Origin of the sequence: Pseudomonas lalucatii (assembly GCF_018398425.1) — a bacterium.
GTDB classification, from domain to species: Bacteria; Pseudomonadota; Gammaproteobacteria; order Pseudomonadales; family Pseudomonadaceae; genus Aquipseudomonas; species Aquipseudomonas lalucatii.
Window position 1 is genome coordinate 1,445,991 of the sequence record NZ_JADPMV010000001.1, and the last position, 20,867, is coordinate 1,466,857.

At 62.6% G+C, this 20,867-nt stretch carries 25 protein-coding genes and 3 pseudogenes; 22 read left to right on the forward strand and 6 right to left on the reverse strand.

Annotation, left to right across the window (positions count from 1 at the left end; genetic code table 11):
• Positions 1–14 precede the first annotated feature (14 nt).
• From I0D00_RS06520 to I0D00_RS06565, 10 genes are all read left to right on the forward strand, one after another.
• Entirely contained in the window at positions 15–1,187 is a 1,173-nt protein-coding gene (locus I0D00_RS06520) for an acyl-CoA dehydrogenase family protein (protein ID WP_213638933.1), read from the forward strand.
• A gap of 27 nt (positions 1,188–1,214) precedes the next feature.
• On the forward strand, positions 1,215–1,577 hold the full coding sequence (locus tag I0D00_RS06525; RefSeq protein WP_213638934.1) for an IacB protein: 363 nt from the start codon (positions 1,215–1,217) through the stop codon (positions 1,575–1,577).
• Positions 1,578–1,582: 5 nt separating this feature from the next.
• Positions 1,583–2,101, forward strand: coding sequence for a nuclear transport factor 2 family protein (locus tag I0D00_RS06530; protein ID WP_420850800.1), 519 nt, complete (start codon positions 1,583–1,585; stop codon positions 2,099–2,101).
• A gap of 44 nt (positions 2,102–2,145) precedes the next feature.
• Positions 2,146–3,420 carry an aromatic ring-hydroxylating oxygenase subunit alpha gene (locus I0D00_RS06535; RefSeq protein WP_213638936.1) on the forward strand — a complete coding sequence of 425 codons (1,275 nt, stop codon included), beginning with the start codon at positions 2,146–2,148 and terminating at the stop codon, positions 3,418–3,420.
• A gap of 82 nt (positions 3,421–3,502) precedes the next feature.
• Positions 3,503–3,979 (forward strand): aromatic-ring-hydroxylating dioxygenase subunit beta, encoded by a 477-nt coding sequence (locus I0D00_RS06540; protein ID WP_213638937.1) that lies wholly within the window; start codon positions 3,503–3,505, stop codon positions 3,977–3,979.
• Between the two features lie 10 nt (positions 3,980–3,989).
• Entirely contained in the window at positions 3,990–4,730 is a 741-nt protein-coding gene (locus I0D00_RS06545; RefSeq protein ID WP_213638938.1) for an SDR family NAD(P)-dependent oxidoreductase, read from the forward strand.
• Between the two features lie 100 nt (positions 4,731–4,830).
• Positions 4,831–5,790: a PDR/VanB family oxidoreductase gene (locus I0D00_RS06550; RefSeq protein ID WP_213638939.1), complete on the forward strand. Its 960-nt coding sequence runs from the start codon at positions 4,831–4,833 to the stop codon at positions 5,788–5,790.
• Between the two features lie 17 nt (positions 5,791–5,807).
• Positions 5,808–6,308 (forward strand): flavin reductase, encoded by a 501-nt coding sequence (locus tag I0D00_RS06555; protein ID WP_213638940.1) that lies wholly within the window; start codon positions 5,808–5,810, stop codon positions 6,306–6,308.
• 343 nt (positions 6,309–6,651) lie between these two features.
• The gene (locus tag I0D00_RS06560) at positions 6,652–7,932 is read left to right on the forward strand and encodes an OprD family porin (RefSeq protein WP_213638941.1); all 1,281 of its coding nucleotides are present in this window, start codon (positions 6,652–6,654) and stop codon (positions 7,930–7,932) included.
• Positions 7,933–7,988: 56 nt separating this feature from the next.
• Positions 7,989–8,612: an NIPSNAP family protein gene (locus tag I0D00_RS06565; protein WP_213638942.1), complete on the forward strand. Its 624-nt coding sequence runs from the start codon at positions 7,989–7,991 to the stop codon at positions 8,610–8,612.
• Between the two features lie 102 nt (positions 8,613–8,714).
• Here I0D00_RS06565 and I0D00_RS06570 read toward each other — a convergent pair whose 3' ends face one another.
• Positions 8,715–9,599: a LysR family transcriptional regulator gene (locus I0D00_RS06570; protein WP_213638943.1), complete on the reverse strand. Its 885-nt coding sequence runs from the start codon at positions 9,597–9,599 to the stop codon at positions 8,715–8,717.
• Positions 9,600–9,736: 137 nt separating this feature from the next.
• On the opposite strand from I0D00_RS06570, the gene I0D00_RS06575 reads away from it, so the two are divergent.
• The 6 genes and pseudogenes from I0D00_RS06575 (at position 9,737) to I0D00_RS21455 (ending at position 13,176) form a co-directional block, all read left to right on the forward strand.
• Complete coding sequence (locus tag I0D00_RS06575) at positions 9,737–10,858, forward strand: muconate cycloisomerase family protein (protein WP_213640237.1); 1,122 nt, start codon at positions 9,737–9,739, stop codon at positions 10,856–10,858.
• 15 nt (positions 10,859–10,873) lie between these two features.
• A complete protein-coding gene (gene catC, locus I0D00_RS06580) occupies positions 10,874–11,164 on the forward strand; it encodes a muconolactone Delta-isomerase (protein WP_213638944.1) in 291 nt (96 codons plus the stop codon).
• A 29-nt stretch (positions 11,165–11,193) separates the two neighbouring features.
• Positions 11,194–12,126 carry a catechol 1,2-dioxygenase gene (gene catA / locus I0D00_RS06585; RefSeq protein WP_213638945.1) on the forward strand — a complete coding sequence of 311 codons (933 nt, stop codon included), beginning with the start codon at positions 11,194–11,196 and terminating at the stop codon, positions 12,124–12,126.
• 179 nt (positions 12,127–12,305) lie between these two features.
• The gene (locus tag I0D00_RS21445; protein WP_246533182.1) at positions 12,306–12,596 is read left to right on the forward strand and encodes a hypothetical protein; all 291 of its coding nucleotides are present in this window, start codon (positions 12,306–12,308) and stop codon (positions 12,594–12,596) included.
• A pseudogene (locus I0D00_RS21450) lies at positions 12,581–12,706 on the forward strand (alpha/beta hydrolase); the annotation flags it as partial. The gene I0D00_RS21445 and the pseudogene I0D00_RS21450, both read left to right, overlap by 16 nt.
• Before the next feature lie 68 nt (positions 12,707–12,774).
• Positions 12,775–13,176: a hypothetical protein gene (locus I0D00_RS21455; protein WP_246533281.1), complete on the forward strand. Its 402-nt coding sequence runs from the start codon at positions 12,775–12,777 to the stop codon at positions 13,174–13,176.
• Positions 13,177–13,200: 24 nt separating this feature from the next.
• Here I0D00_RS21455 and I0D00_RS06595 read toward each other — a convergent pair whose 3' ends face one another.
• From I0D00_RS06595 to I0D00_RS06605, 3 genes and pseudogenes are all read right to left on the reverse strand, one after another.
• Positions 13,201–13,371: a hypothetical protein gene (locus tag I0D00_RS06595; protein ID WP_213638946.1), complete on the reverse strand. Its 171-nt coding sequence runs from the start codon at positions 13,369–13,371 to the stop codon at positions 13,201–13,203.
• 96 nt (positions 13,372–13,467) lie between these two features.
• Positions 13,468–14,064 (reverse strand): annotated as a pseudogene (locus I0D00_RS21655) (methyl-accepting chemotaxis protein); the annotation flags it as partial.
• A gap of 109 nt (positions 14,065–14,173) precedes the next feature.
• Positions 14,174–14,625: pseudogene (locus I0D00_RS06605) on the reverse strand (OprD family outer membrane porin); the annotation flags it as partial.
• Between the two features lie 395 nt (positions 14,626–15,020).
• Between I0D00_RS06605 and I0D00_RS06610 the strand changes: the two are divergent.
• Complete coding sequence (locus tag I0D00_RS06610; protein WP_246533183.1) at positions 15,021–15,749, forward strand: tyrosine-type recombinase/integrase; 729 nt, start codon at positions 15,021–15,023, stop codon at positions 15,747–15,749.
• Positions 15,750–15,801: 52 nt separating this feature from the next.
• On the opposite strand, the gene I0D00_RS06615 is transcribed toward I0D00_RS06610, so the two are convergent.
• Positions 15,802–15,996, reverse strand: a complete 195-nt coding sequence (locus I0D00_RS06615; RefSeq protein WP_213638948.1) for a helix-turn-helix transcriptional regulator — start codon at positions 15,994–15,996, stop codon at positions 15,802–15,804.
• 102 nt (positions 15,997–16,098) lie between these two features.
• Between I0D00_RS06615 and tnpA the strand changes: the two genes are divergently transcribed.
• The 3 genes from tnpA (at position 16,099) to tnpC (ending at position 18,336) form a co-directional block, all read left to right on the forward strand.
• A complete protein-coding gene (tnpA, locus tag I0D00_RS06620; protein WP_213638918.1) occupies positions 16,099–16,416 on the forward strand; it encodes an IS66-like element accessory protein TnpA in 318 nt (105 codons plus the stop codon).
• Positions 16,413–16,748, forward strand: a complete 336-nt coding sequence (gene tnpB, locus I0D00_RS06625) for an IS66 family insertion sequence element accessory protein TnpB (RefSeq protein ID WP_338050395.1) — start codon at positions 16,413–16,415, stop codon at positions 16,746–16,748. The genes tnpA and tnpB overlap by 4 nt, the downstream gene beginning before the upstream one ends.
• 61 nt (positions 16,749–16,809) lie before the next feature.
• Positions 16,810–18,336, forward strand: a complete 1,527-nt coding sequence (tnpC, locus tag I0D00_RS06630; protein WP_213638916.1) for an IS66 family transposase — start codon at positions 16,810–16,812, stop codon at positions 18,334–18,336.
• A gap of 240 nt (positions 18,337–18,576) precedes the next feature.
• Here the strand turns inward: tnpC and I0D00_RS06635 are convergent, their stop codons facing one another.
• Positions 18,577–19,575 carry a GlxA family transcriptional regulator gene (locus I0D00_RS06635; protein WP_213638949.1) on the reverse strand — a complete coding sequence of 333 codons (999 nt, stop codon included), beginning with the start codon at positions 19,573–19,575 and terminating at the stop codon, positions 18,577–18,579.
• Positions 19,576–19,629: 54 nt separating this feature from the next.
• Here I0D00_RS06635 and I0D00_RS06640 point away from each other — a divergent pair, with 54 nt between their 5' ends.
• Both I0D00_RS06640 and I0D00_RS06645 read left to right on the forward strand, forming a co-directional pair.
• Positions 19,630–20,109, forward strand: a complete 480-nt coding sequence (locus tag I0D00_RS06640) for a YybH family protein (RefSeq protein ID WP_213638950.1) — start codon at positions 19,630–19,632, stop codon at positions 20,107–20,109.
• 47 nt (positions 20,110–20,156) lie between these two features.
• The gene (locus I0D00_RS06645; protein WP_213638951.1) at positions 20,157–20,843 is read left to right on the forward strand and encodes a DJ-1/PfpI family protein; all 687 of its coding nucleotides are present in this window, start codon (positions 20,157–20,159) and stop codon (positions 20,841–20,843) included.
• The last annotated feature ends 24 nt before the right edge of the window (positions 20,844–20,867 follow it).

Sequence of the window (20,867 nt, forward strand, 5' to 3'; positions counted from 1 at the left end):
ACCTGGAGAACCCCATGTCTTCGCTAAGCGCGCTGGATTGCCAGCACCCCGCCCCGATTACCGCGAGTGAAGGATTCCAGGCACTGCTCGCCGACATCCGCGAGCGTGCCCGGCAGGAGGAATTCGACCGGCAGAAATTCATTTCCCAGGACGTGATCGAGCGCTTCAAGGACCTCGGTGTCTACCGCGCTCTGGTGCCCACCCGCTTTGGCGGCGACCAGCGCTCGCCCATGGCGTTCTGCCAGATGGTGGAAGATATTTCCGCGGCCGACGGTTCCGCCGGCTGGGTGGCCAGCTTCGGCATGAACCCGGTGTACCTGGCGGCGCTGCCCTTGGCGACCCTGGAAGAGCTCTATGCCAACGGCCCGGACGTGGTCTTCGCCGGCGGCATCTTCCCGCCGCAGCCGGCCGCCTTCGTCGACGGCGGTCTGGAAGTGAACGGCCGCTGGAAGTTCTCCAGCGGCTGCATGGGGGCCAGCCTGATCGGTGTCGGTATCAGCCCGAAGAACGGCGACTCCGTTGGCCTGCCGCGCCTGGCGGTGATGCCGCGTGACAAAGTGAAGATCGAGGAGACCTGGGATGTGGTCGGCCTGATCGGCACCGGCAGCCACGACGTGGTGATCGAAGGCGTGGTGGTACCCGAGGAGTGGACCTTCGTCCGTGGCGGCCCGGCCAACCTCGACGAGCCGATGTTCCGCTATCCGTCGCTGTCCTTCGCCACCCAGGTGCTCTCGGTGGTCGGTCTGGGCGTTGCCCGCGCCGCCCTGGATTACCTATCCGGTATGGCCTCGGGGCGCTTCTCCGTCACCGGCGCTCCGGCCCTGGCTGACCGCCCGCTGGCGCAGATGCAGATGGCCAAGGCCGAAGCCGAGCTGCGCGCCGCTCGCGCCTGGTTTTACGAGGCCATGGAAAGCGCCTGGGCCACCGTACTGGCCGGCGACGCCGTGAGCGTGGAGCAGACCAACCTGCTGCGCCTGTCCTCGACCCACGCCGCCCGCGTGTCGGCCGAAGTGGCGCGCAGCGCGCAGATGCTCTCCGGCATGACCGGCGTGTACCGCGACAATCCGCTGTCGCGCTTCGTCAATGACACCCTGGTGATCACCCAGCACGCCTTCATGGGTGACATGACCTACCAGAACGCCGGGGCGATCTTCTTCGGCAACAAGCCGCTGCCCGGCTACCTGTGAACTTCAACTGACTGATCGGTGACTTTGATGAGCGAGAAAAAAGCCCTGCGCGTCCTGTTCTGCATGGGAATCAACCAGAACTTCTTCGACGCCCCGCGCGAGGAGCAACTGCAGGTGTGGGCCGCCTTCAGCGCGATGTGGAACGGCATCCACGACCTGCCCGGCGTAAAGGTGTTCGGCAATATGGACGACGACCAGAGCATGGTCGGCCCGTCCATCGGCTACCCCTGGACCACCTACCTGCTGGCCGACGTGCCGGATATCGAAACCGTGCACGCCGCCTGCAACCTGTTCCGCACCACGGCGGTGGGTGAAGGCACGTACAAGCTGTGGCGCTACGCCAAGGTCGAGGCCCGTACCGGCCGCGAACTAGTTATCCAGCGCGCGTGATGAGCATGGCCACCGAGCAACTCGAACTGCGCCTGCGCCAGCTGGAAAGCGAACACGCCGTGCGCGCCTGCATGAACCGCTATATGGAGCTGTGCGACGCCCTCGACGCCCGCACGCCCCTGGATGAGCTGGCCGGCCTGTTCACTGCCGATGCCGTCTGGGAAGGCAAGGGCGCCAAGTACGCCACGAACTTTGGTGGCTACCAGGGCCGCGAAGCGATCCGCGCCATGTTCGCCACCTACATGGTGGAGCCGGCGCATTTCGCCTTGAACGTGCACTTCCTCTGCTCGGAGCTGATCCGCGTCGAGGGTGTGGAAGCCACTGGCAGCTGGGTGATGTTGCAGACCTCGACCTTCGCCAGCGGCGCCTCGCACCTCAACGCGGCGCGCCTGACGGTGAAGTTCCGCGAGGAGGAAGGCGCCTGGCGCATGGCGCACTTCCAGACCGAGAACCTATTCAGCCGCCCGGTGGATGCCTGGAACGACTCCGCGCACCTGCCGGTGCCGGGCAAGACGGGCGAATGAACCAATTTCTGTGAGTCGGCACCCTGCGCCGACGAGGAGTGACCGTGACCAACCTGATCGAAACCGTAAACCTGGCCAGCTCGCCGGCCGACCTGGTGCTGCACGACCGCGTGCACACCTCCCTCTACACCGACGCCCGCCTGTTCGACGAAGAGCTGGAGAAGGTGTTCTACAGCACCTGGATCTGGGTCGCCCATGCCAGCGAGATTCCCGAGGCCGGCAGCTACAAGAGCACCTACGTCGGCAAGCAGCCGGTGATCGTGGTGCGTGACCGCAAGAAGGACGTGCATGTGCTGCTCAACCGCTGCCGCCACCGTGGCGCCACCGTCTGCGAGCACAAGAAGGGCAAGACCAACAGCTTCGTCTGCCCCTACCACGGCTGGAGTTACGCCCTCGACGGCAGCCTGCGCGGCGTGCCGCACCCGGAGAGCTACGCCGACTGCCTGGACAAGGGCGAGCTGCCGCTGGTGAGCCTGCGTGTCGAGCAATACAGCGGCATGATCTTCGCCACCTTCAAGGACGACATCGAGCCGCTGGTGGACTTCCTCGGCCCGGCGAAGAAGTGGATCGACCTGTTCATGAAGCAGGGAGCCGGTTACGGCGTGAAGGTTTCCGGCGAGCACCGTTTCCGCTTCCCCGGCAACTGGAAGATCCAGCTGGAAAACACCACCGACGCCTATCACTTCCCACTGGTGCACAAGTCCTTCCTGTCCTCGGTGGACGAGCAGACCCTGGAGCTCTTCGACTTCGTCAAAGGGCCGGGCTATGTCGAAGACCTCGGCAACGGTCACAGCGTGATGGTGATGATCCCCGACCTGGTGGACCTGGAAGCTGATCTGGACAAGCCGATCCCCGAGCGCTTCGAGGCCCTGGCCGAGGAACTGCGCGCCGAGGGCATCGAGGAAGAGCAGGTGCGCCGCATCGTTCGCGCCGTCGGTGGCTCCGGCTTCAACCTCAACCTGTTCCCCAACGTCGCCTGCTCCATGGCCTTCTTCCGCGTGCTGCAACCGATCTCGGTGAACGAGACCGAGATCCACCACGCAGTGATCACCATGGACGGCGGCCCGGCCGTGGCCAACCGTTACCGCCTGCGCCTGCACGAACACTTCCAGGGCCCCATGGGCTTCGGCACCCCGGACGACTCCGAGGCCTGGGAGCGCGTGCAGAAGGGCGCCCAGGCCGGCAGCGCCCTGTGGATCATGCTCAACCGCGGCCTGCCCGGCGAGAAACCGAGCGAGGACGGCCTGATCAGCGACGTGAGCGCCGAGACCGGCATGCGCGCGGCCTATCAGCAGTGGAAAAAGATGATGTCGGCCTGACCCCACCCGACGCTGCGCGCGCCCTTCCCCTGCAGTGAGAAGAGCGATACCGCCAAGCAACGCACTATTTGAGAGAACCACCATGAATCTTGAATTGCTCAACCACGTCAGCGCTTTCATCTGGCAGGAAGCGGATATGCTCGACCACGGCGATTTCGACGCCTGGCTCGATCTCTGGGCCGACAAGGGTACCTACATCATCCCCATCGACCCCAACGAGACCGACTTCGAGAACACCCTCAACTACGCCTACGACGACCACCACATGCGCCAACTGCGTGTGCAGCGCCTGATCGGCGGCGAGTCCATCTCCACCAGCCCGCGTGCCCGCACTGTGCGTGCCCTGTCGCGTTTCCGCGTGTTGGGCGAGGAAGACGGCGTGGTTACCGTGCGCTGCGCACAGAACCTGCGGGAGTTCCGCAAGGACGTGCTCAAGCACTACACCGCCGACATCACCTTCCAGCTCAAGCGCGACGGCGAGTGCTTCAAGATCCAGCGCAAGCTGATTCAGCTGATTAACTCCACCGACACCCTGGCGGGTATCGGTTACATCCTCTGAGGCGCCGGCCATGACCCAAGTAGCTCTGGTTACCGGAGCCGCCCAAGGGCTGGGCCTAGCGATCGCAAGCCGGCTGTTCGCCGCCGGCTACGCGGTGGCGCTCACGGACTTGTCGCTGGCAGCCGCCCAGGCCGCCGCCGATCGACTCGACCCCAGCGGCGAGCGCTGCCTGGCGCTGCGGCTCGACGTTTCCAGCAAGGCCGACTTCGAGGCCGCGCTGCAAGCGGTGCTGGCACGCTTCGGTGCGCTGCATGTGGCGGTGAACAGTGCGGCCATGACCCTGACCACGCCGGTGATGCAGATCAGCCCCGAGGAATTCGACCGCGTCCTGAGCCTCAACACCCGCAGCATCTTTGTCGGTTGCCAGGTGTTCGGCGCACACATGGCGGCGGCCGGCTATGGGCGGATCGTCAATATGGCCTCCCTGGCTGGGCAGAACGGTGGCACCGCTACGGGCGCGCACTACGCCGCGTCCAAGGGCGCCATCGTCACCCTGACCAAGGTCTTCGCCAAGGAGCTGGCGGCCAGCGGCGTCACGGTGAATGCCATCGCGCCGGGGCCGATCGAATCCCCCGCCGTGCGTGCGGCGGTGCCGGCGGAGCGCATGGAGGGGTTGCTCGCCAATATCCCGGTCAAGCGCCTGGGCGATGCGGACTTCCTCGGTGACCTGGTGGTGCAGCTGGCGCGCCCGGAAGCCTATTTCACCACCGGGGCGACCTGGGATGTGAACGGCGGCCTGTACATGCGCTGATGGCGCCACATGTGACGAAGCAGGGCCGCGCGTACGTGCCGCGCGGTCGGTACCAACCAACGAGAACAAGCAGCACCTCGAAAGGTGCGGGAAGGCCGGTATGAGTGAGCAAGTGTTGAACCTGGTGGTCCGCAAGCGGGTGGAGCAGGGCGAGGGCGTGGTGATCCTCGACCTCGCCGACCCGGCGGGCAAACCCCTGCCGGCGTTCGAAGCCGGCGCCCATGTGGATATCCACCTCAAGGCCGGCCTGGTGCGCCAGTATTCGCTGTGCGGTGATCCGGCCAACGCTGCGGTCTACCGACTGGGCGTCCTGCGTGACCCCGCGTCCCGCGGTGGCTCGGTGGCCGTTCACGAGCAGCTCACCGAGGGCGCCTGCGTCGATGTCGGTACGCCGCGCAACCTGTTCCCTCTGTCCTGCGATGCCACTCGGTCGATCCTGATCGGCGGCGGTATCGGCGTCACTCCGATGATCGCCATGGCCCACCAACTGACCGCCCAGGACAGTCCCTTCGAACTGCACTACTGCGGCCGTTCGCGCAGTCGCACCGCGTTCCTCGACGAGCTGGCCGTGGCCGACTTCGCCGCCTGCGTTCGTACTCACTTCGACGACGAGGACGATGCGCAGAAGCTCGATCTGCCCGCCGTGCTCGGCCAGCCGGACGCGGGCGTGCATGTCTATGTCTGCGGCCCGGCCGGGTTCATGGACTGGGTGATCAGCGAGGCGCGCAAGGCCGGCTACGCCGAGGAGCACATCCACCGCGAGTACTTCCAGGTGGAAGTAGACGCCAGTGGCGCAGGCTTCGAAGTGGTCGCTCAGCGCAGCGGCAAGACCGTGCAGGTGGCCGATGGGCAGAGCATCGTCGACGCCCTGGCCGGGGTCGGCATCAAGATCGAAATCTCCTGCGAGCAGGGCGTCTGCGGTACCTGCCTGTGCGACGTGCTGGAGGGTGAGCCGGATCACCGCGACGTCTACCTGACCGATGACGAGAAGGCCGCCAACGACCAGATCCTGGTCTGCTGTTCGCGGGCCAAGTCACAAAAACTGGTGCTGGATATCTGAGAGGCGAGGGCAAGACCATGGTCGATACCACAGGATTTCGTAATGCCATGGCGCTGCTGGGCGGCGCCGTTTCCGTGATCACCACCGATGGCACCGCCGGTCGCTGGGGTTTCACCGCCTCGGCGGTGTGCAGCGTCACCGACCAGCCGCCGACGCTGCTGGTATGCATGAACCGCTCGTCGTTCGCCAACGGCCACTTCAAGCAGAACGGCGTGCTCAGCGTGAACGTGCTGAGCGCCGAGCTGAAGGGCATTTCCGGCGTATTCGCCAATCGCGAGCTGGGCTCCGATGAACGTTTCGCTCAGGCCTGCTGGAGCACCTTGGAAAGCGGTGCGCCGCTTTTGGACGATGCCCTGGTGAACTTCGACTGCCGCATCGCCCAGGCTCATGAGGTGGGATCCCACACCATCTTCTACTGCGAGGTGCTGGCCATCCGTCACGGCAAGAGCCAGGAAGGCCTGATGTATTTCAACCGCGCCTACCATCGCTTGGGGGATGCGTCGCGCTCGGCCTGCTGATTCGCCGCCTTGTGCCAGGGGGGCAGGGCTTCGCTCTGCCCAGCCCGCGGAGGCTGACCCTAGGTTCTGGTCGAGCGTCGTACAGCCGAACTAGCAGTGTCGAAAAATAATTCCGAACTTTTTCGGAATACTGGATGACGTTTTCGTTCATTCAGTAGCTGGTAGTAAGAATAAATATAAATCGAGGGTGCCCATAATCTTCGGGTGACGGGATTGCCACGATCTTTTTTGCAGTAAGTGGTTATAAAAACAAGACTGCGGATTAACTGCCGAAGTTGTACTTCCTGCTCATTAGTCTGTTTCCACTGATTGTGCCTTGCACAAGTGACAAAGGATCAACCCTATGTTCTATAAAAATTTTATGGCCTGCGCTGTAAGCGCTGTGAGCCTGATCAGCGTGTTCGTGCCGATGTCCGCTCAAGCGGACTTTGTGGAGGATCGGCAAATCAGCCTGGGGCTGCGTAACTTCTATATCGACCGCGATTTTAAACAGGATGATGCCCCGAAGTCGCGCATCGGCAGTTGGACTCAGGGTTTCGACTTTCGTGCCGTTTCCGGTTATACCGAGGGCACGTTGCAGTTCGGTCTGGACCTGTCCGCGCAATATGCCTATCGCCTCGATGGCGGCGGTGGCCGTGGTCCGGATTCTATTATTCCCTACGACGACAGCAAGGGTGAGCAGGTGCGCGACTATGGCCGTGCCGCTCTGACCGGCAAGATGCGTTACTCCAAAACCGAACTGAAGGTGGGCGAACACCGCCCGATGCTGCCGGTGGCGTTCTTCGACGACTCCCGCCAGTTGATCACCACCTATCACGGCCTTTTGCTGGAGTCGCGCGAAGTGGAAGGCTTGACCCTTACCGGCGGGCGCTTTACCGAGATCAGCAGTCGTGAGTCTTCCAACCGCGAGAAGATGTATCTGTTCACCGGCCCCAACGGTCCGCGCCGTACCAGTGATGGACTGAACTTTGCCGGTGCCAGCTACGCCCTCAGCCCCAGTCTGTCTGCCACCTATTTCTATGGACAGTTGGAGGACATCTACCAGCAGCACTACTTCGGCCTCGCCCATAACGCCGATCTGGGCAACGGCTACGCTTTGAAGACCGATCTGCGCTACTTCGATAACAACGAAGACGGCGACGCGCTCTACGGCGCCATCGACAACCACTCCTATGGCGTCCTCAGCAAATTGAGCAAGGGCGCTCACGCGGTTTCCGTCGGCTACCAGCGCATGCTTGGCGACAGCACCTTTCCAACGCTCAACGGCTATGCACCGCAGCCCTACCTGGTGAACTGGTCGACGGTGGCTTTCGTCAAGCCCAACGAGAGCTCCTGGCAATTGCGCTACGACCTCGACTTCGCCAGCTACGGCGTGCCCGGGCTGAGGATGATGACTCGCTATATGCGCGGCAGCGGCATCGACCGTGGCGACAACGCCCTGGATCAGAACGTGGAGAGCGAGTTCAACTTCAACCTCGGTTACGTGGTGCAGTCCGGCACCTTCAAGAACCTGGGTTTCGAGTGGCGCCATATCGACGTCAAGACCCGCTACGGCAACGGCGGCGCATCCGGGCCGGATTACAAGGAAAACCGCCTGATCACCACCTACACCTTCAAGTTCTGACCCGCATGGGGCCGTCCTCAAGGGCGGTCCGTTCAGGGGCAATCAGTGAGGCAACGATGCGACTCTATGAACTCATCACCTTCACCCTGCAGGTACGTAGCCCAGCAGTCGCCCTGGCGCGCCTGGAGCGGACGCTCGCCGAAACGGTGCCCGGTTGCACCCTGGTGGGCTGCTGGTACTCGGAAATCGGTCCCCTGAACCAAGTCGCCGTACTGCGGGGTTTCAGCGACGAGGCGGCACGCCAAGCCGAGCGCGAGCGCGTGCTCCTGGCCCAGGACGCCTTCGCTATCGAAGAGTTCATGCTCGACATGAAGGTGGAGAACTACAGTCTCTTTCCCTTCCTCGAGCCCCTGACGTCGGGCAATCACGGCCCCTTCTATGAACTGCGCGAGTACAACCTGATCCCTTCCGGCCTGACGCCCACCCTGGTGGGATGGAAGAAGGCCGTTGGCCCTCGGACCGGGGAGCGTTACTCCCAGGTCTACGCAGCCTTCTACGCCACGGACGGGCGTACGCCGCGCTACCTGCACATTTGGCCCTACGCCAGTTTGGAGCAACGCCTGGATGTGCGTACCCGGGCGGTGGTGGACGGTGTCTGGCCGCCGGAAAACTCCGGCCCGCAGTTGCGCGAGATGCACTCCACCATCTACCTGCCGGCGGCGTTCTCGCCGCTGCAGTAGGCCCTGGTGACCTTTTTCATGTTTGCCTTAAGCCCGTTGCACTCCTTGCGGGCCTTTTTTATTCGGCCGGAGGATGCATCGGCATCCACCGGCCCAGGCGGGTTAGTCCTGCTGGCCTTGCGACAGCACCTCGATCAGCGTCAGGCAATGGCTCAGCGCCGGGGAGGAGTCACCGGCGCGGCGGCTGATGATGATGGGTGAGGTGGCGTTGCTTTCGCGCAGCGAGGTGTAGCCGATGTCGGCGCGATGCAGTACCTGCACCGAGGCCGGTACCAGGGTGATGCCGATGCCGGCGGCCACCAGGCCGATGGCGGTCTGCAGTTCGTTGGTCCACTGCGCCACACGGATCTGCAGGCCATGGCTGTCGAACAGCGCCAGCACATGGTCGGCGTAGCTCGGCCGCGGGTTGCCGGGGTAGAGCACGAAGGGTTCGCGGGCCAGTTCGGCGAGGCCGACCGGGCCGGCCAGCAGCGGGTGCCCGGTGGGCAGGACGGCCACCAGTGGGTCGAGGGTCAGTACCTGCTGCTGGATCGCCGGATCGTCGATGTGGATGCGGCCGAAACCGATATCGATACGCCCGGCCTTGAGCGACTCGACCTGCTGCAGGGTGGTCATTTCCGACAGGCCCAGCTCCAGCCCGGCGTCGCTACGCAGGCGGCGGATCAGCTCCGGCAGCACGCCGTAGAGAGTGGAGGGAGCGAAGCCGATACCCAGCCAGGCTTTCTCGCCGGAGCCGATACGCCGGGTATTGGCACAAACCTTGGCCAGCTGTTCGAGCAGGGTGCTGGAGTGTTCATGGAAGAACCGTCCGGCCTCGGTCAGACGCAGTGGGCGGCCGCGCTCCAGCAGGGCCACACCCAGCTCTTCCTCCAGTTGCTGGATTTGCCGGCTCAGTGGCGGCTGGGCGATATGCAGGCGCTCGGCGGCGCGGGTGAAGTTAAGGGTTTCCGCGAGCGCCTGGAAATAGCGCAGGTGGCGAAGCTCCATGGGGCCTCCAGGGCATTGGGTTCTGTCGGGTTAACGATACCCAGAGGGTATCGAGCTAGACAAACTCTATATTGGACGCCTGTGTTTGTGCTGGACAATATCCAGGGCCAGATGAAGTAAACCTGATGGGTATTGAAGTGAGCCAAGTCCTGATCGAAAGCATCGAGGCGATCATCGTCGATCTGCCGACCATTCGCCCGCACAAGCTGGCCATGCACACCATGCAGCACCAGACGCTGGTGGTGATCCGCCTGCGTTGCACCGACGGCATCGAAGGCCTGGGCGAGTCCACTACCATCGGCGGCCTGGCCTACGGCAACGAAAGCCCGGAGAGCATCAAGCAGAACATCGACAGCTACCTCGGCCCGCTGCTGGTCGGCCAGGACGCCACCAATATCAATGCCTGCATGCAGCGCCTGGACAAGGCGGCCAAGGGCAACACTTTCGCCAAGTCGGGCATCGAGAGCGCGCTGCTCGACGCCCAGGGCAAGCGCCTGGGCCTGGCGGTTAGCGAGCTGCTCGGCGGCCGCGTGCGCGACGGCCTGGAAGTGGCCTGGACCTTGGCCAGCGGTGATACCGCCAAGGACATAGCCGAAGCCGAGCAGATGCTCGATCTGCGCCGCCACCGCATCTTCAAGCTGAAAATTGGTGCCAATGAGGTCAGCCGCGATCTGCAGCATGTGATCGCTATCAAGCGGGCGCTGGGTGAGCGTGCCAGCGTGCGCGTCGACGTCAACCAGGGCTGGGACGAATCCCAGGCCATCCGCGCCTGCCAGGTGTTGGGCGACAACGGCATCGACCTGATCGAGCAGCCGATCTCGCGTATCAATCGCGCCGGGCAAGTGCGCCTGAACCAGCGCAGCCCGGCGCCGATCATGGCCGACGAATCCATCGAGAGCGTGGAAGACGCCTTTAGCCTGGCGGCCGACGGCGCCGCCTCGGTGTTCGCCCTGAAGATCGCCAAGAACGGCGGCCCGCGCGCCGTGCTGCGCACCGCGCAGATCGCCGAGGCGGCCGGCATTGCCCTGTACGGCGGGACCATGCTCGAAGGCGCCATCGGCACCCTGGCCTCGGCTCACGCCTTCGTCACCCTGCACCAGCTGACCTGGGGCACCGAGCTGTTCGGCCCGCTGCTGCTGACCGAGGAGATCGTCAGCGAGGCGCCGGTCTATCGCGACTTCCAGTTGCACGTACCGCGCACCCCAGGCCTCGGCCTGAGCCTGGACGAAGAGCGCCTGGCGTTCTTCCGTCGTAAGTAAGAGGAGAACGACCCCATGCTGTTCCACGTGAAGATGACCGTGAAGCTGCCGGCCGATATGGACCCGGCGCGTGCCGCTCAGATCAAGGCCGAGGAGAAGGAACTGGCCCAGCGCCTGATGCGCGAGGGTAAGTGGCGCCACCTGTGGCGCATCGCCGGGCACTACGCCAACTACAGCCTGTTCGATGTGGAAAGCGTCGAGGCGCTGCACGACACCCTGATGCAACTACCGCTGTTCCCCTACATGGACATTGAGGTCACGCCGCTGTGTCGGCATCCCTCGTCGATCCATGCCGACGACCGCTGATCCCCAGAACAACAACGAGGTACGCCACCATGACCGTGAAAATCTCCCACACCCAAGACGTGCAGAACCTGTTTCGCGAGGCCTGCGGCCTCAACAACGAGCAGGGCAGCCCGCGCCTCAAGCAGCTGATGCTGCGCATCGTCGGCGACGCGGCGAAGATCATCGAAGACCTGCAAGTGACCGACGACGAATTCTGGACTGCCGTCGACTACCTCAACCGCCTGGGCGCGCGCAGCGAGTTCGGTTTGCTGGTGCCGGGCCTGGGCCTGGAACACTTCCTCGACCTGCTGCAGGACGCCAAGGACGCCCAGGCCGGCCTCTCCGGCGGCACCCCGCGCACCATCGAGGGTCCGCTGTACGTGGCCGGTGCGCCGCTGGCCGAGGGCCAGGTGCGGATGGACGACGGCTCGGAAGACGGCGTGGCCACGGTGATGTTCCTCGAAGGCGTGGTGCGCGACACCCAGGGCAAACCGCTAGCCGGTGCGGTGGTCGATCTGTGGCACGCCAACACCAAGGGCAACTACTCCTACTTCGACCAGAGCCAGAGCGACTACAACCTGCGCCGGCGCATCGTCACCGACAGCGAGGGCCGCTACCGCGCGCGCAGCATCGTGCCCAGCGGCTACGGCTGCGACCCGCAGGGGCCGACCCAGGAATGCCTCGACCTGCTCGGTCGCCACGGCCAGCGTCCGGCGCATATCCACTTCTTCGTCTCGGCGCCGGGCCATCGCCACCTGACCACCCAGATCAACCTGGCCGGCGACCAGTACCTGTGGGACGACTTCGCCTACGCCACCCGCGAGGGCCTGGTCGGCGATATTCGCTTCGTCGAGGACGCCGAGGCGGCCGGGGCTCGAGGCGTAACGGGGCGCTTTGCCGAGATTAACTTCGACTTCCAGCTGCAGAAGGCCGCAGCACCGGAAGCCGAGCAGCGCAGCGCGCGTCCGCGCGTGCGGCAGTAAACCCGCTACCGTCAGGGGCGGCGTGCCGCCCTGACTTCGAGCCGGCCCTGGGCCGGTTTTTTTGTGCCTGTGCATCTGGGCGGCGCTGACGAAATCGACGGATAGTACTCGCTGACTATGGGGATTGAGAGGCGTTGATGAATGCCGCCTAATGTTTCGCCTGCTAACAGGACACTGCGATGACGAATCTCAGCGAATCCGCCGCTCTGGCGGCCTATTACGACCAGCAGTACAACGCTCGTGCCAGCGTCGACGACGTCGACCAGTACCCGCGTCTTTACCGCGCCCTGAGCGACCAGGCGCATGCCGGCCTGCTCTGTTTCAAGGATGTGGCCTACGGCCCGGGCGGCGTCGAGCGACTGGATATCTTTCCGGCCAGCCGCTCGGGCGCGCCGGTACTGCTATTCATCCACGGTGGTTATTGGCGGGCCCTGTCCAAGGCAGACTCGCCTTTATGGCGTCGGAGCTGACGGCGGCGGGGGGCTGTGTGGTGGTGCTCGACTACGATCTGGCCCCTGCGGTGACCCTCGATCATATCGTTGACCAGTGTCGTCGTGCCTTGGCCTGGCAGCACGGCAATATTGCCGACTTCGGCGGCGATCCCCAGCGTCTGTTCGCCAGCGGCAGTTCAGCGCGGGGGGGCACCTGGTGGGCATACTGCTGGCCGGCGGCTGGCAAGCCGATTACGGCGTGCCGGACGACGTGCTGCGTGGTTCTCTGTCGATCAGTGATCTGTTCGATCTGCACCCATTGCTGTCAACCCACATCAACGGCTGGATGAGCCTGGATGCTGACGCTGCCCAGCGCAACAGCCCCCTGTTCAACCTGCCACAGAGTGCCGGTGAACTGGTGGTCAGCCACGGTGCGCTGGAAACCGCCGAGTTTGCCCGCCAGAGCCAGGCATATCTGACGGCCTGGCGCGAATGCGGCTTGCCTGGCCGCTTCGTCGAGACGCCGCAGAAGAACCATTTCGACGTGGTGCTAGAGCCGGGGCAGCCGGGGGCGCCGCTGCACGATGCTGTACTGCAACTTATGGATATCGGTGAATAGGCAAAGCGGCGTTGTGCCGGGGCGCTAGTTGACTAGTAACTGCTGCAGTTGCCCGGCGATGCGCTGCTTCTTGTCCAGGCGTTGCATGATGCGCTGGACGATGGCGTAGCGTGCGGTGGCAACGGCCTTCATCTCGGCCAGTGCCTGCAGAGCGACGTCGGACTGCTCCCGCCCGACGCGGGCGGACTGGTCCACCTGTTGCAGGCTGCTGCTGGCGTTGCCCGATGCCTGCTGCAGACCGCCGACGATCTGGCGGATCTGTTTGCTGGCCTCGTTGGCGCGATGTGCCTAGTGATGCACCTCGTCGGCGACTACGGCGAAGCCGCGGCCTTGCTCCCCTGCGCGTGCTGCCTCAATAGCCGCTTTGAGGGCCAGCAGGTTGGTCTGCTTGGCGATTTCCTGAATGCTGCCGACTATGGCGCCGATTCGTTGTGACTGCTCGCCGAGGTCGTTGAATACCTCGGTGATGTGGTCCATGCAATTGGCCAATGCGTCGATGGAGTCGCGCGAATTCTGGATATTGAGGGTGCTCAGTTGCAGGTTCTCTCCCGCCTGACGGGCCTGGGTGTTGGCCTGCTGCATATCGGTTTCGCTCGCGGCGATGGCCTCGCTGAGCTGGCTCAGGAAGTCCAGCAGCTCGTCCAGCGGCAGGGGCGTTGCGGTCACGGGCGCTGGGAGCGGCGCGGGGGCGGGGGCGACGACAGGTGGGGCAGGAACGGCCACCTCGATTTCGATTAGCCGGGCGGGCTTTGTGTGATAGAGCCACCCGGCGATGCCGTTGCAGGCCAAGGCCAGGGCGAGCAGCCAGGGACTGGCCAGTTGCAGGGCGGCGACGCCGAGCAGGCCGCCGAGGCAGAGGAGCGATGCGGCGAAGGTCGTGCGGGACATGGGTAGGTTGTCCTGGGGGGGCGAGAGAGGCGCCAGCAGCGGCAGAAACTGGCGTGCCGGAAGGCAAGCCGGTTTCTGCAGGGCGTCATGTGCGTTGGACTCGGGCCGCTCAGAACAGCGCGAGGCTGTAGTTTAGGATCAGGCGCTCTCGTTGACGTCGGAGCGATAGTTGGAGCGAACGGTAGAGTTGCGCACCAGGATGCCGAGGTTTTTTAGCGCATCACTCTGGATGGCGTAGCCGATATCGGTATCGCGCTCCCATTCACGGCCTTCGCCGCGGCTAGCGAGGTCGACGTCGTCACCCTTGACGTAGCGCACCATGGCCGTCAGGCCAGGTACGCTCAGGGCGGCGTAGTTGTAGTCGTAACGCACCTGCCAGGAGCGTTCGCCGACGGAGTCGAACGAATAGGTCAGTACTTCATTGCTCAGCGGGCTGACGTTGGCGAATACCCAGGCAAAACCATGGTCGCTGTACATCGCCTGGTAATCGGTGGAGAAAGTGTGGCCACCGTATTTGGCCGACAGCATCGAATGGAATGCCTGGTTGTCCAGCTTGCCTATTCAGTTGCTTGAACGATAACCCACGACTGTTCATCCTGGCGCCGTGCGCAGCGATAGCAGGTATAACGTTTCTGGAAGCTTTCTCCACGGTCAAGGTCCCGTTTGACCTGTGCTAGCGTGGCGGGCTGATTGATGACCAGCTCGTTGCGCCCGGCCTTCGTGCCGTCGAAATCGGGCGGTAGTAAACGGCGTGATGAGTCGCTTTTTGCCACAAGTCTTGATGGCTGCTGGCCTCTGAATAGCGATACAGGGCATGATGTATGGCTACCTTTCGTCGGCTGATGAATGGTTGTCGTGGTGTTTGGTGCAGAAAATACAGCCATGGAAAAAGCGGGTATAGAAGCGGGTATCGATTGGAGCAATCGTCTAATTTATATCATAAAAATCAATAGCTTATGAGTAAAATAAAGATCATTCACGTAAAGCAGCAGCTTGAGAGTCAGTCCTCTTTCAAGGTGGTTGCCTTGGAATGGATCGCGACCAAGAGCAACGTCAGCGAGAGCTATCGCAACCAACTGACCAGGGCGTTCACTAAGAACCTGTTCCCCTATGTCGGCCGCCTGCCGGTTCGAGAAGTCACAGCAGCTCAGCTATTGGAGTGTTTGCGGCGAATGGAGAGCAGAGGTGCTACGTTCTATGCGATTGCTCTGTGCAACTGGCTCTCCCAGATGTTCCGTTTCGCTGTGCGGACGCTACGCGCCGATGCGGATCCCGCAGCCGCGCTGTATGGCGCATTCGTGCGCAAGCCGATTCAGCATAGCCAACCTATGTCCATCGCCGATATCGCCAGATTTCGGGAGGGTCTGCAGTCCTACGGCGGTTTTCGCACGAACACTATCGCGCTTGAGCTGCTACAGCTGCTCTTTCTTCGCACAGTAGAGATTCGCCGGGGGCGGTGGGAGCATGTCGACCTTGATGCGGGGCTCTGGGATATCCCGGCCAAGCTAATGAAGAAGGGGCGGCGGCATCTGGTACCGCTACCGTCAAGGGCTGTTGAATTGCTGCGAGAGCTGAAGGGCATCACAGGAGGTGGTGATCTGATGTTCCCAGGGCTGAGGCCGAGGGAAACAAGACGAAGGCAGCATACAACCACGCTGAATATCTGCAGGAGAGACGAGAGCTGATGCAATGGTGGCAGGACTTCGTCCTGGCTGCTGGTAACTGAAGTAGGGCGGCTCAGGCCGCCCTACTTTGCTTCATCTGCTCAATCCAGCCTTGTACTTCGATCTGTGACCAGCGGGAGTATCGGCCAAGCTTCACCGGTGCCGGAAATTCCTCTAGCTGGATCATGTCATAGAGCTTGGAGCGGCCGCACCCTACTTGCTCTAGTACTTCCTCGATCTTGATGAGGCGGTCGAGTGGCTTGTTCATACGTAAGCGTCCAGCCAAGTCACCTTCCGAACTCCCGCATTAAGGGCGATGGTGTCCGCGTATTTTTAAGCGGACGCGATAGCCCTTATCGCCGGGATTTCCATGCGCCAACGAAGCTCTTACCCCAAGCCGTTCAAGGCCCAGGTTGTTCAGGAGTACCTGCAACCCGGTGCGAGCGTATCCAGCATTGCCATTCGCCACGGTATCAACGCCAACGTCATTCGCAAGTGGCTACCGCTTTATCGAGATCAACTGCCAGCTGCGTTGCCGGCGTTCGTTCCAGCGAGGGTTACGCCCAAACGACCGGCTGAAGCAGCGGTGATTATCGAGCTACCGCTTGGCGAGCAATCGGTCACGGTGAAATGGCCAGCCTCCGATCCTGAAGGATGCGCCCGTTTTATCCGTGGGCTCGCCCAGTGATCCGCATCGATACTATCTGGCTCGCCACCGAGCCGATGGACATGCGTGCCGGTACCGATACCGCGTTGGCGCGTGTGGTGTCCGTGTTCGGTGCGGCGAAGCCGCACTGCGCTTATCTCTTCGCCAATCGCCGCGCCAACCGCATGAAAGTCCTGGTGCATGACGGCGTGGGGATCTGGCTGGCCGCGCGGCGGTTAAACCAGGGCAAGTTTCACTGGCCAGGCATCCGCCACGGTTCGGAAGTCGAACTCGACGCCGAGCAACTTCAGGCGTTGGTTCTGGGTTTGCCCTGGCAGCGCGTAGGTGCAGCCGGCGCAATCACAGTGCTGTAGTACCGGCCATTAGCCCATCGGTGTATCTGCGCTGACCGCCTGCTCTGGCACAATCAGCGGCATGAATTCCTCCCCCAATCTCGATCAACTGACACCTGAGCAACTGCGCGAACTGGCCGCGCAGTTGCTCACGCAGGTCGATGTGATGGGCAAAAAGATCCACCGCGATCAAACAATCATCGTGCAGCTCACCCATGAAATCGCCTGGTACAAGCGGAACAAGTTCGCCAAGCGCAGCGAGCAACTGAGCCCTGACCAGGGCAGCCTGCTTGATGACCTGCTCGACACCGACATCGCCGCCATCGAGGCGGAGCTGAAAGCCGTCAATCTCCCAGTTGCTCCAGCCGAACCGCGCCAACAACCCAAGCGCACACCGCTGCCAGCGCAATTTCCGCGCACCGTGATTCGTCACGAGCCGGAGAACACCCAGTGCGCCTGCGGCTGCCAGCTGCAACGCATCGGTGAAGACGTCAGCGAAAAGCTGGATTACACGCCGGGCGTGTTCACCGTTGAGCAGCACGTGCGTGGCAAATGGGCCTGTCGCCAGTGCGAAACCCTGATCCAGGCACCCGTGCCGGCCCAAGTGATCGACAAGGGCATCCCCACCGCCGGCCTCCTGGCTCACGTGATGGTGGCCAAATTCGCCGACCACCTGCCGCTGTACCGGCAGGAGAAAATCTTTGGCCGTGCCGGCCTGGCCATCGCCCGCTCGACACTGGCGCAGTGGGTCGGACAAACCGGCGTGCAGCTCCAGCCGCTGGTCGATGCCCTGCGCGAAGCCGTGCTGGCCCAACGCGTGATCCATGCTGATGAAACCCCGGTGCAAATGCTCGCGCCGGGCGAGAAGAAAACCCATCGGGCTTACGTCTGGGCCTACAGCACCACGCCGTTCGCCAACCTGAAGGCCGTGGTGTACGACTTCAGCCCCAGCCGTGCCGGCGAGCATGCGCGCAATTTTCTGGGTCAGTGGAATGGGAAGCTGGTCTGCGACGACTTCGCGGGCTACAAGGCCAGCTTCGAGCAAGGCATCACCGAAATTGGCTGCATGGCCCACGCCCGCCGCAAGTTCTTCGATCTTCACGCTGCAAACAAAAGCCAGTTGGCCGAACAGGCACTGCACGCGATTGGCGGCTTGTACGAAATCGAACGGCAAGCACGGGACATGAGCAATGAAGAACGCCGGCGAATACGGCAGGACAAAGCCTCACCGATCCTCGATACGCTGCATGACTGGATGCTGGCCCAGCGTGATCTTGTGCCCAACGGATCGGCCACGGCGAAAGCCTTGGATTACAGCCTAAAACGCTGGGTAGCGCTGACGCGCTACCTGGAAGATGGAGCTGTGCCCATCGACAATAACCAGGTCGAGAACCAGATCCGGCCATGGGCACTTGGGCGCTCGAACTGGTTGTTTGCCGGGTCGCTACGCAGCGGCAAACGAGCGGCGGCGATCATGAGCCTGATCCAGTCGGCGCGGATGAATGGGCATGATCCGTATGCCTATCTCAAGGACGTGCTGACACGCCTGCCGACGCAGCGGGCGATTGAGATCGGCCAACTGTTGCCGCATCAGTGGGTACCTGGCTGAATCACGCAAGGTGAGTTCGGCGGACGCTTACGGGCCAAGGGCAATGCCTGCAGCTCGATCTTCAGATGAGGGCTTCGTCAGCGGATTCCATCAGGGCCAGTAGGTTTCCGGCCTGCACAACAGGCCGGATATAAGACTGCTCCTACCTATACGCCAGCATGCCTACCTATTGAGCTCCGGGAGGCGTCCATATAAGTGTCCCTAGATCGAGCCCGCTACCGCAGGTGGGCACTCAATGGGTCAATCAAGACCCTCCCTAACGCACTGGCTCGGCAAACTGCCGAAGCGGCGGATGTAGGAGCGTCGCAATTGCTGTTCGTCGCCGAATCCGCAATCACGCGCTATTTGCTTCAAGGACGCATCCGTTTCGCAGATACGTCGGGCGGCGGCTTCCACACGAAAGAGCTCGACAGTCTTCGCAGGGGTTCGCCCCACCTTCTCAACATAACGCCTGGCGAACGTCCGCGTTGACATGCCCGAGCGCCTAGCCAGTGCCTCCACGCTTAGATCACTGGAAAGATTGCAGAGCATCCAAGCATGTAGCTTGCCGAAGTCAGCATCCCCTGCGTACTGAACTGCAAGGGACTGCGACTGCTGAGGCTGGTCACCGGGGCGCTTTAGGAATACCACCACCAGGCGCGCCACTTCGATTGCCGCGTTGTACCCCCAGTCGTCCTCCAGCAGCGACAAGGCCAGATCAATCCCGGCACTGAACCCTGCACAACTCCAGATCGTGCCATCGCGGACAAAGATTGGACTGTCCTCGATCCGCGCTGCCGGATAACGAGTAGCAAGCACCGGATTCGCCTTCCAGTGGGAGGTCATGCGCTTCCCATCCGCCAGGCCGGCTTCTGCGACGATGAAAGCGCCCGTGCAGATGGCACAGACCCGGCGGGCCCGCCCACCGAAAAGGCGCAACCATTCAATGAGGCCTTCAGGGAGGGGAGGATCGGAAGGAGGCCCGCCTCCCGGCACCAGTAAGGTGTCTACCGAGCTGATATCGATCGAGTCCAGCGGTTCGGTGGCGATTGCAATACCGCAGGAGGTTCGCACCCGGCCACCATGGACGGAGGCCACGACGATTCGATAGGTGGCAGGCCGGGCCCATGGCAGATACTCGCTGGCGATCTGGAACACATCGCTAGGGCCCGCGATATCGGTCAGGGTCACTCCGTCAAAGGCGAGTATCAGGACGAATTGGCTGCGCGCGATTGGCAGCAACTGATGGGTTTTTGTCATTTCGCGATATCCAGTAATGCATAAGAATCAGGTCACAGCGTGCCGGGAGGCCGCGTGTCCAGTACACACCCTTATCTCTGGCTCCAAACCGAAAAGGGTTGGTCCACTGGGGAATTGCGAACATCTCAACAAAAGGACAGCAACTTGACTCTTATATCCGAAATCCAGGCAGCTGAAAACTCGCTCGCCGAGGCCCTCGCCTCCGGCGATGTTCACAAATTCACCGCACTGTATACGGAGGACGCTCAACTGACTCCCAACCAAGCGCCGACGTTCTCCGGGCGCGATGAAATTGCCGCGTTCTTCGAATCGACACTTCAGCAGGGAATCGTAGCCGGCAGTTTCCAGACACTAGAGGTCGAAGGATTTGGCGAGACCGCAGTGGAAATCGGAAATTACGTGCTCTTTGCCGAATTAGCCCCTGGGCAACGCGTGGAAGCCGGACGTGGGAAGTACATGGTGTTGTGGAAGCGGATAGGTGGCCGATGGCTGATGCATCGCGATCTGTTCAACAACGCGGCGACTCCCGGTTAACAGTGAGCCGCCCCCTCCCCGGAAACTCATTTTCTCGAGATCACACCATGAAGGTTCAAGCGGTCGTATTCCCAGGTTTCACATTCATTGACCTTGCCGGTCCGATGCAGGCATTTTCTCTTTTGCCAGAGTTCCAAGCGCAAGTCGTGTGGCAGCAAAAAGGTGAGATTGCCTCCGATGCAGGTGTGCCGGTGGTAGCTTCCCATAGTTTCTCGGATGCCTGGAAAGATCCAGATATTCTTTTTGTTCCCGGAAACACCCTGGCTCTGTTCGACCAGCTCGAAAACCCGCGTATTCTGGACTTCCTCGCCGACCGAGGCACCCGCGCAGGTTGGATCACAAGCGTGTGCAACGGCTCCCTGCTGTTGGGTGCGTCGGGCCTGCTGCACGGCTACAAGGCCGCGGCCTACTGGTACACCCGCGAATATCTAGCCCACTTCGGGGCGAAGCCAGTGGCAGATCGCGTAGTCATCGACCGCAACCGCGCCACGGGTGGTGGCATGACGGCCGGCATTGATTTCGGCCTGACCATGCTCGGGCACTTGGTCGACAACACACACGGCCAACTGGCGGAATTGATTTTCGAATACGCCCCCGAGCCGCCATACGGCACTGGTCGCCCGGAATTGGCATCGGAAGAGACGCGACAAACAGCCCTTAGCATCGTCGCCAATCTTATGCCGGTCGAGCGGATTGCCAAGCTCAAGGCTCGCGCGGCACCCCGAACTCTCTGAGCGCAGGGGAGGCGGCCCATCCAG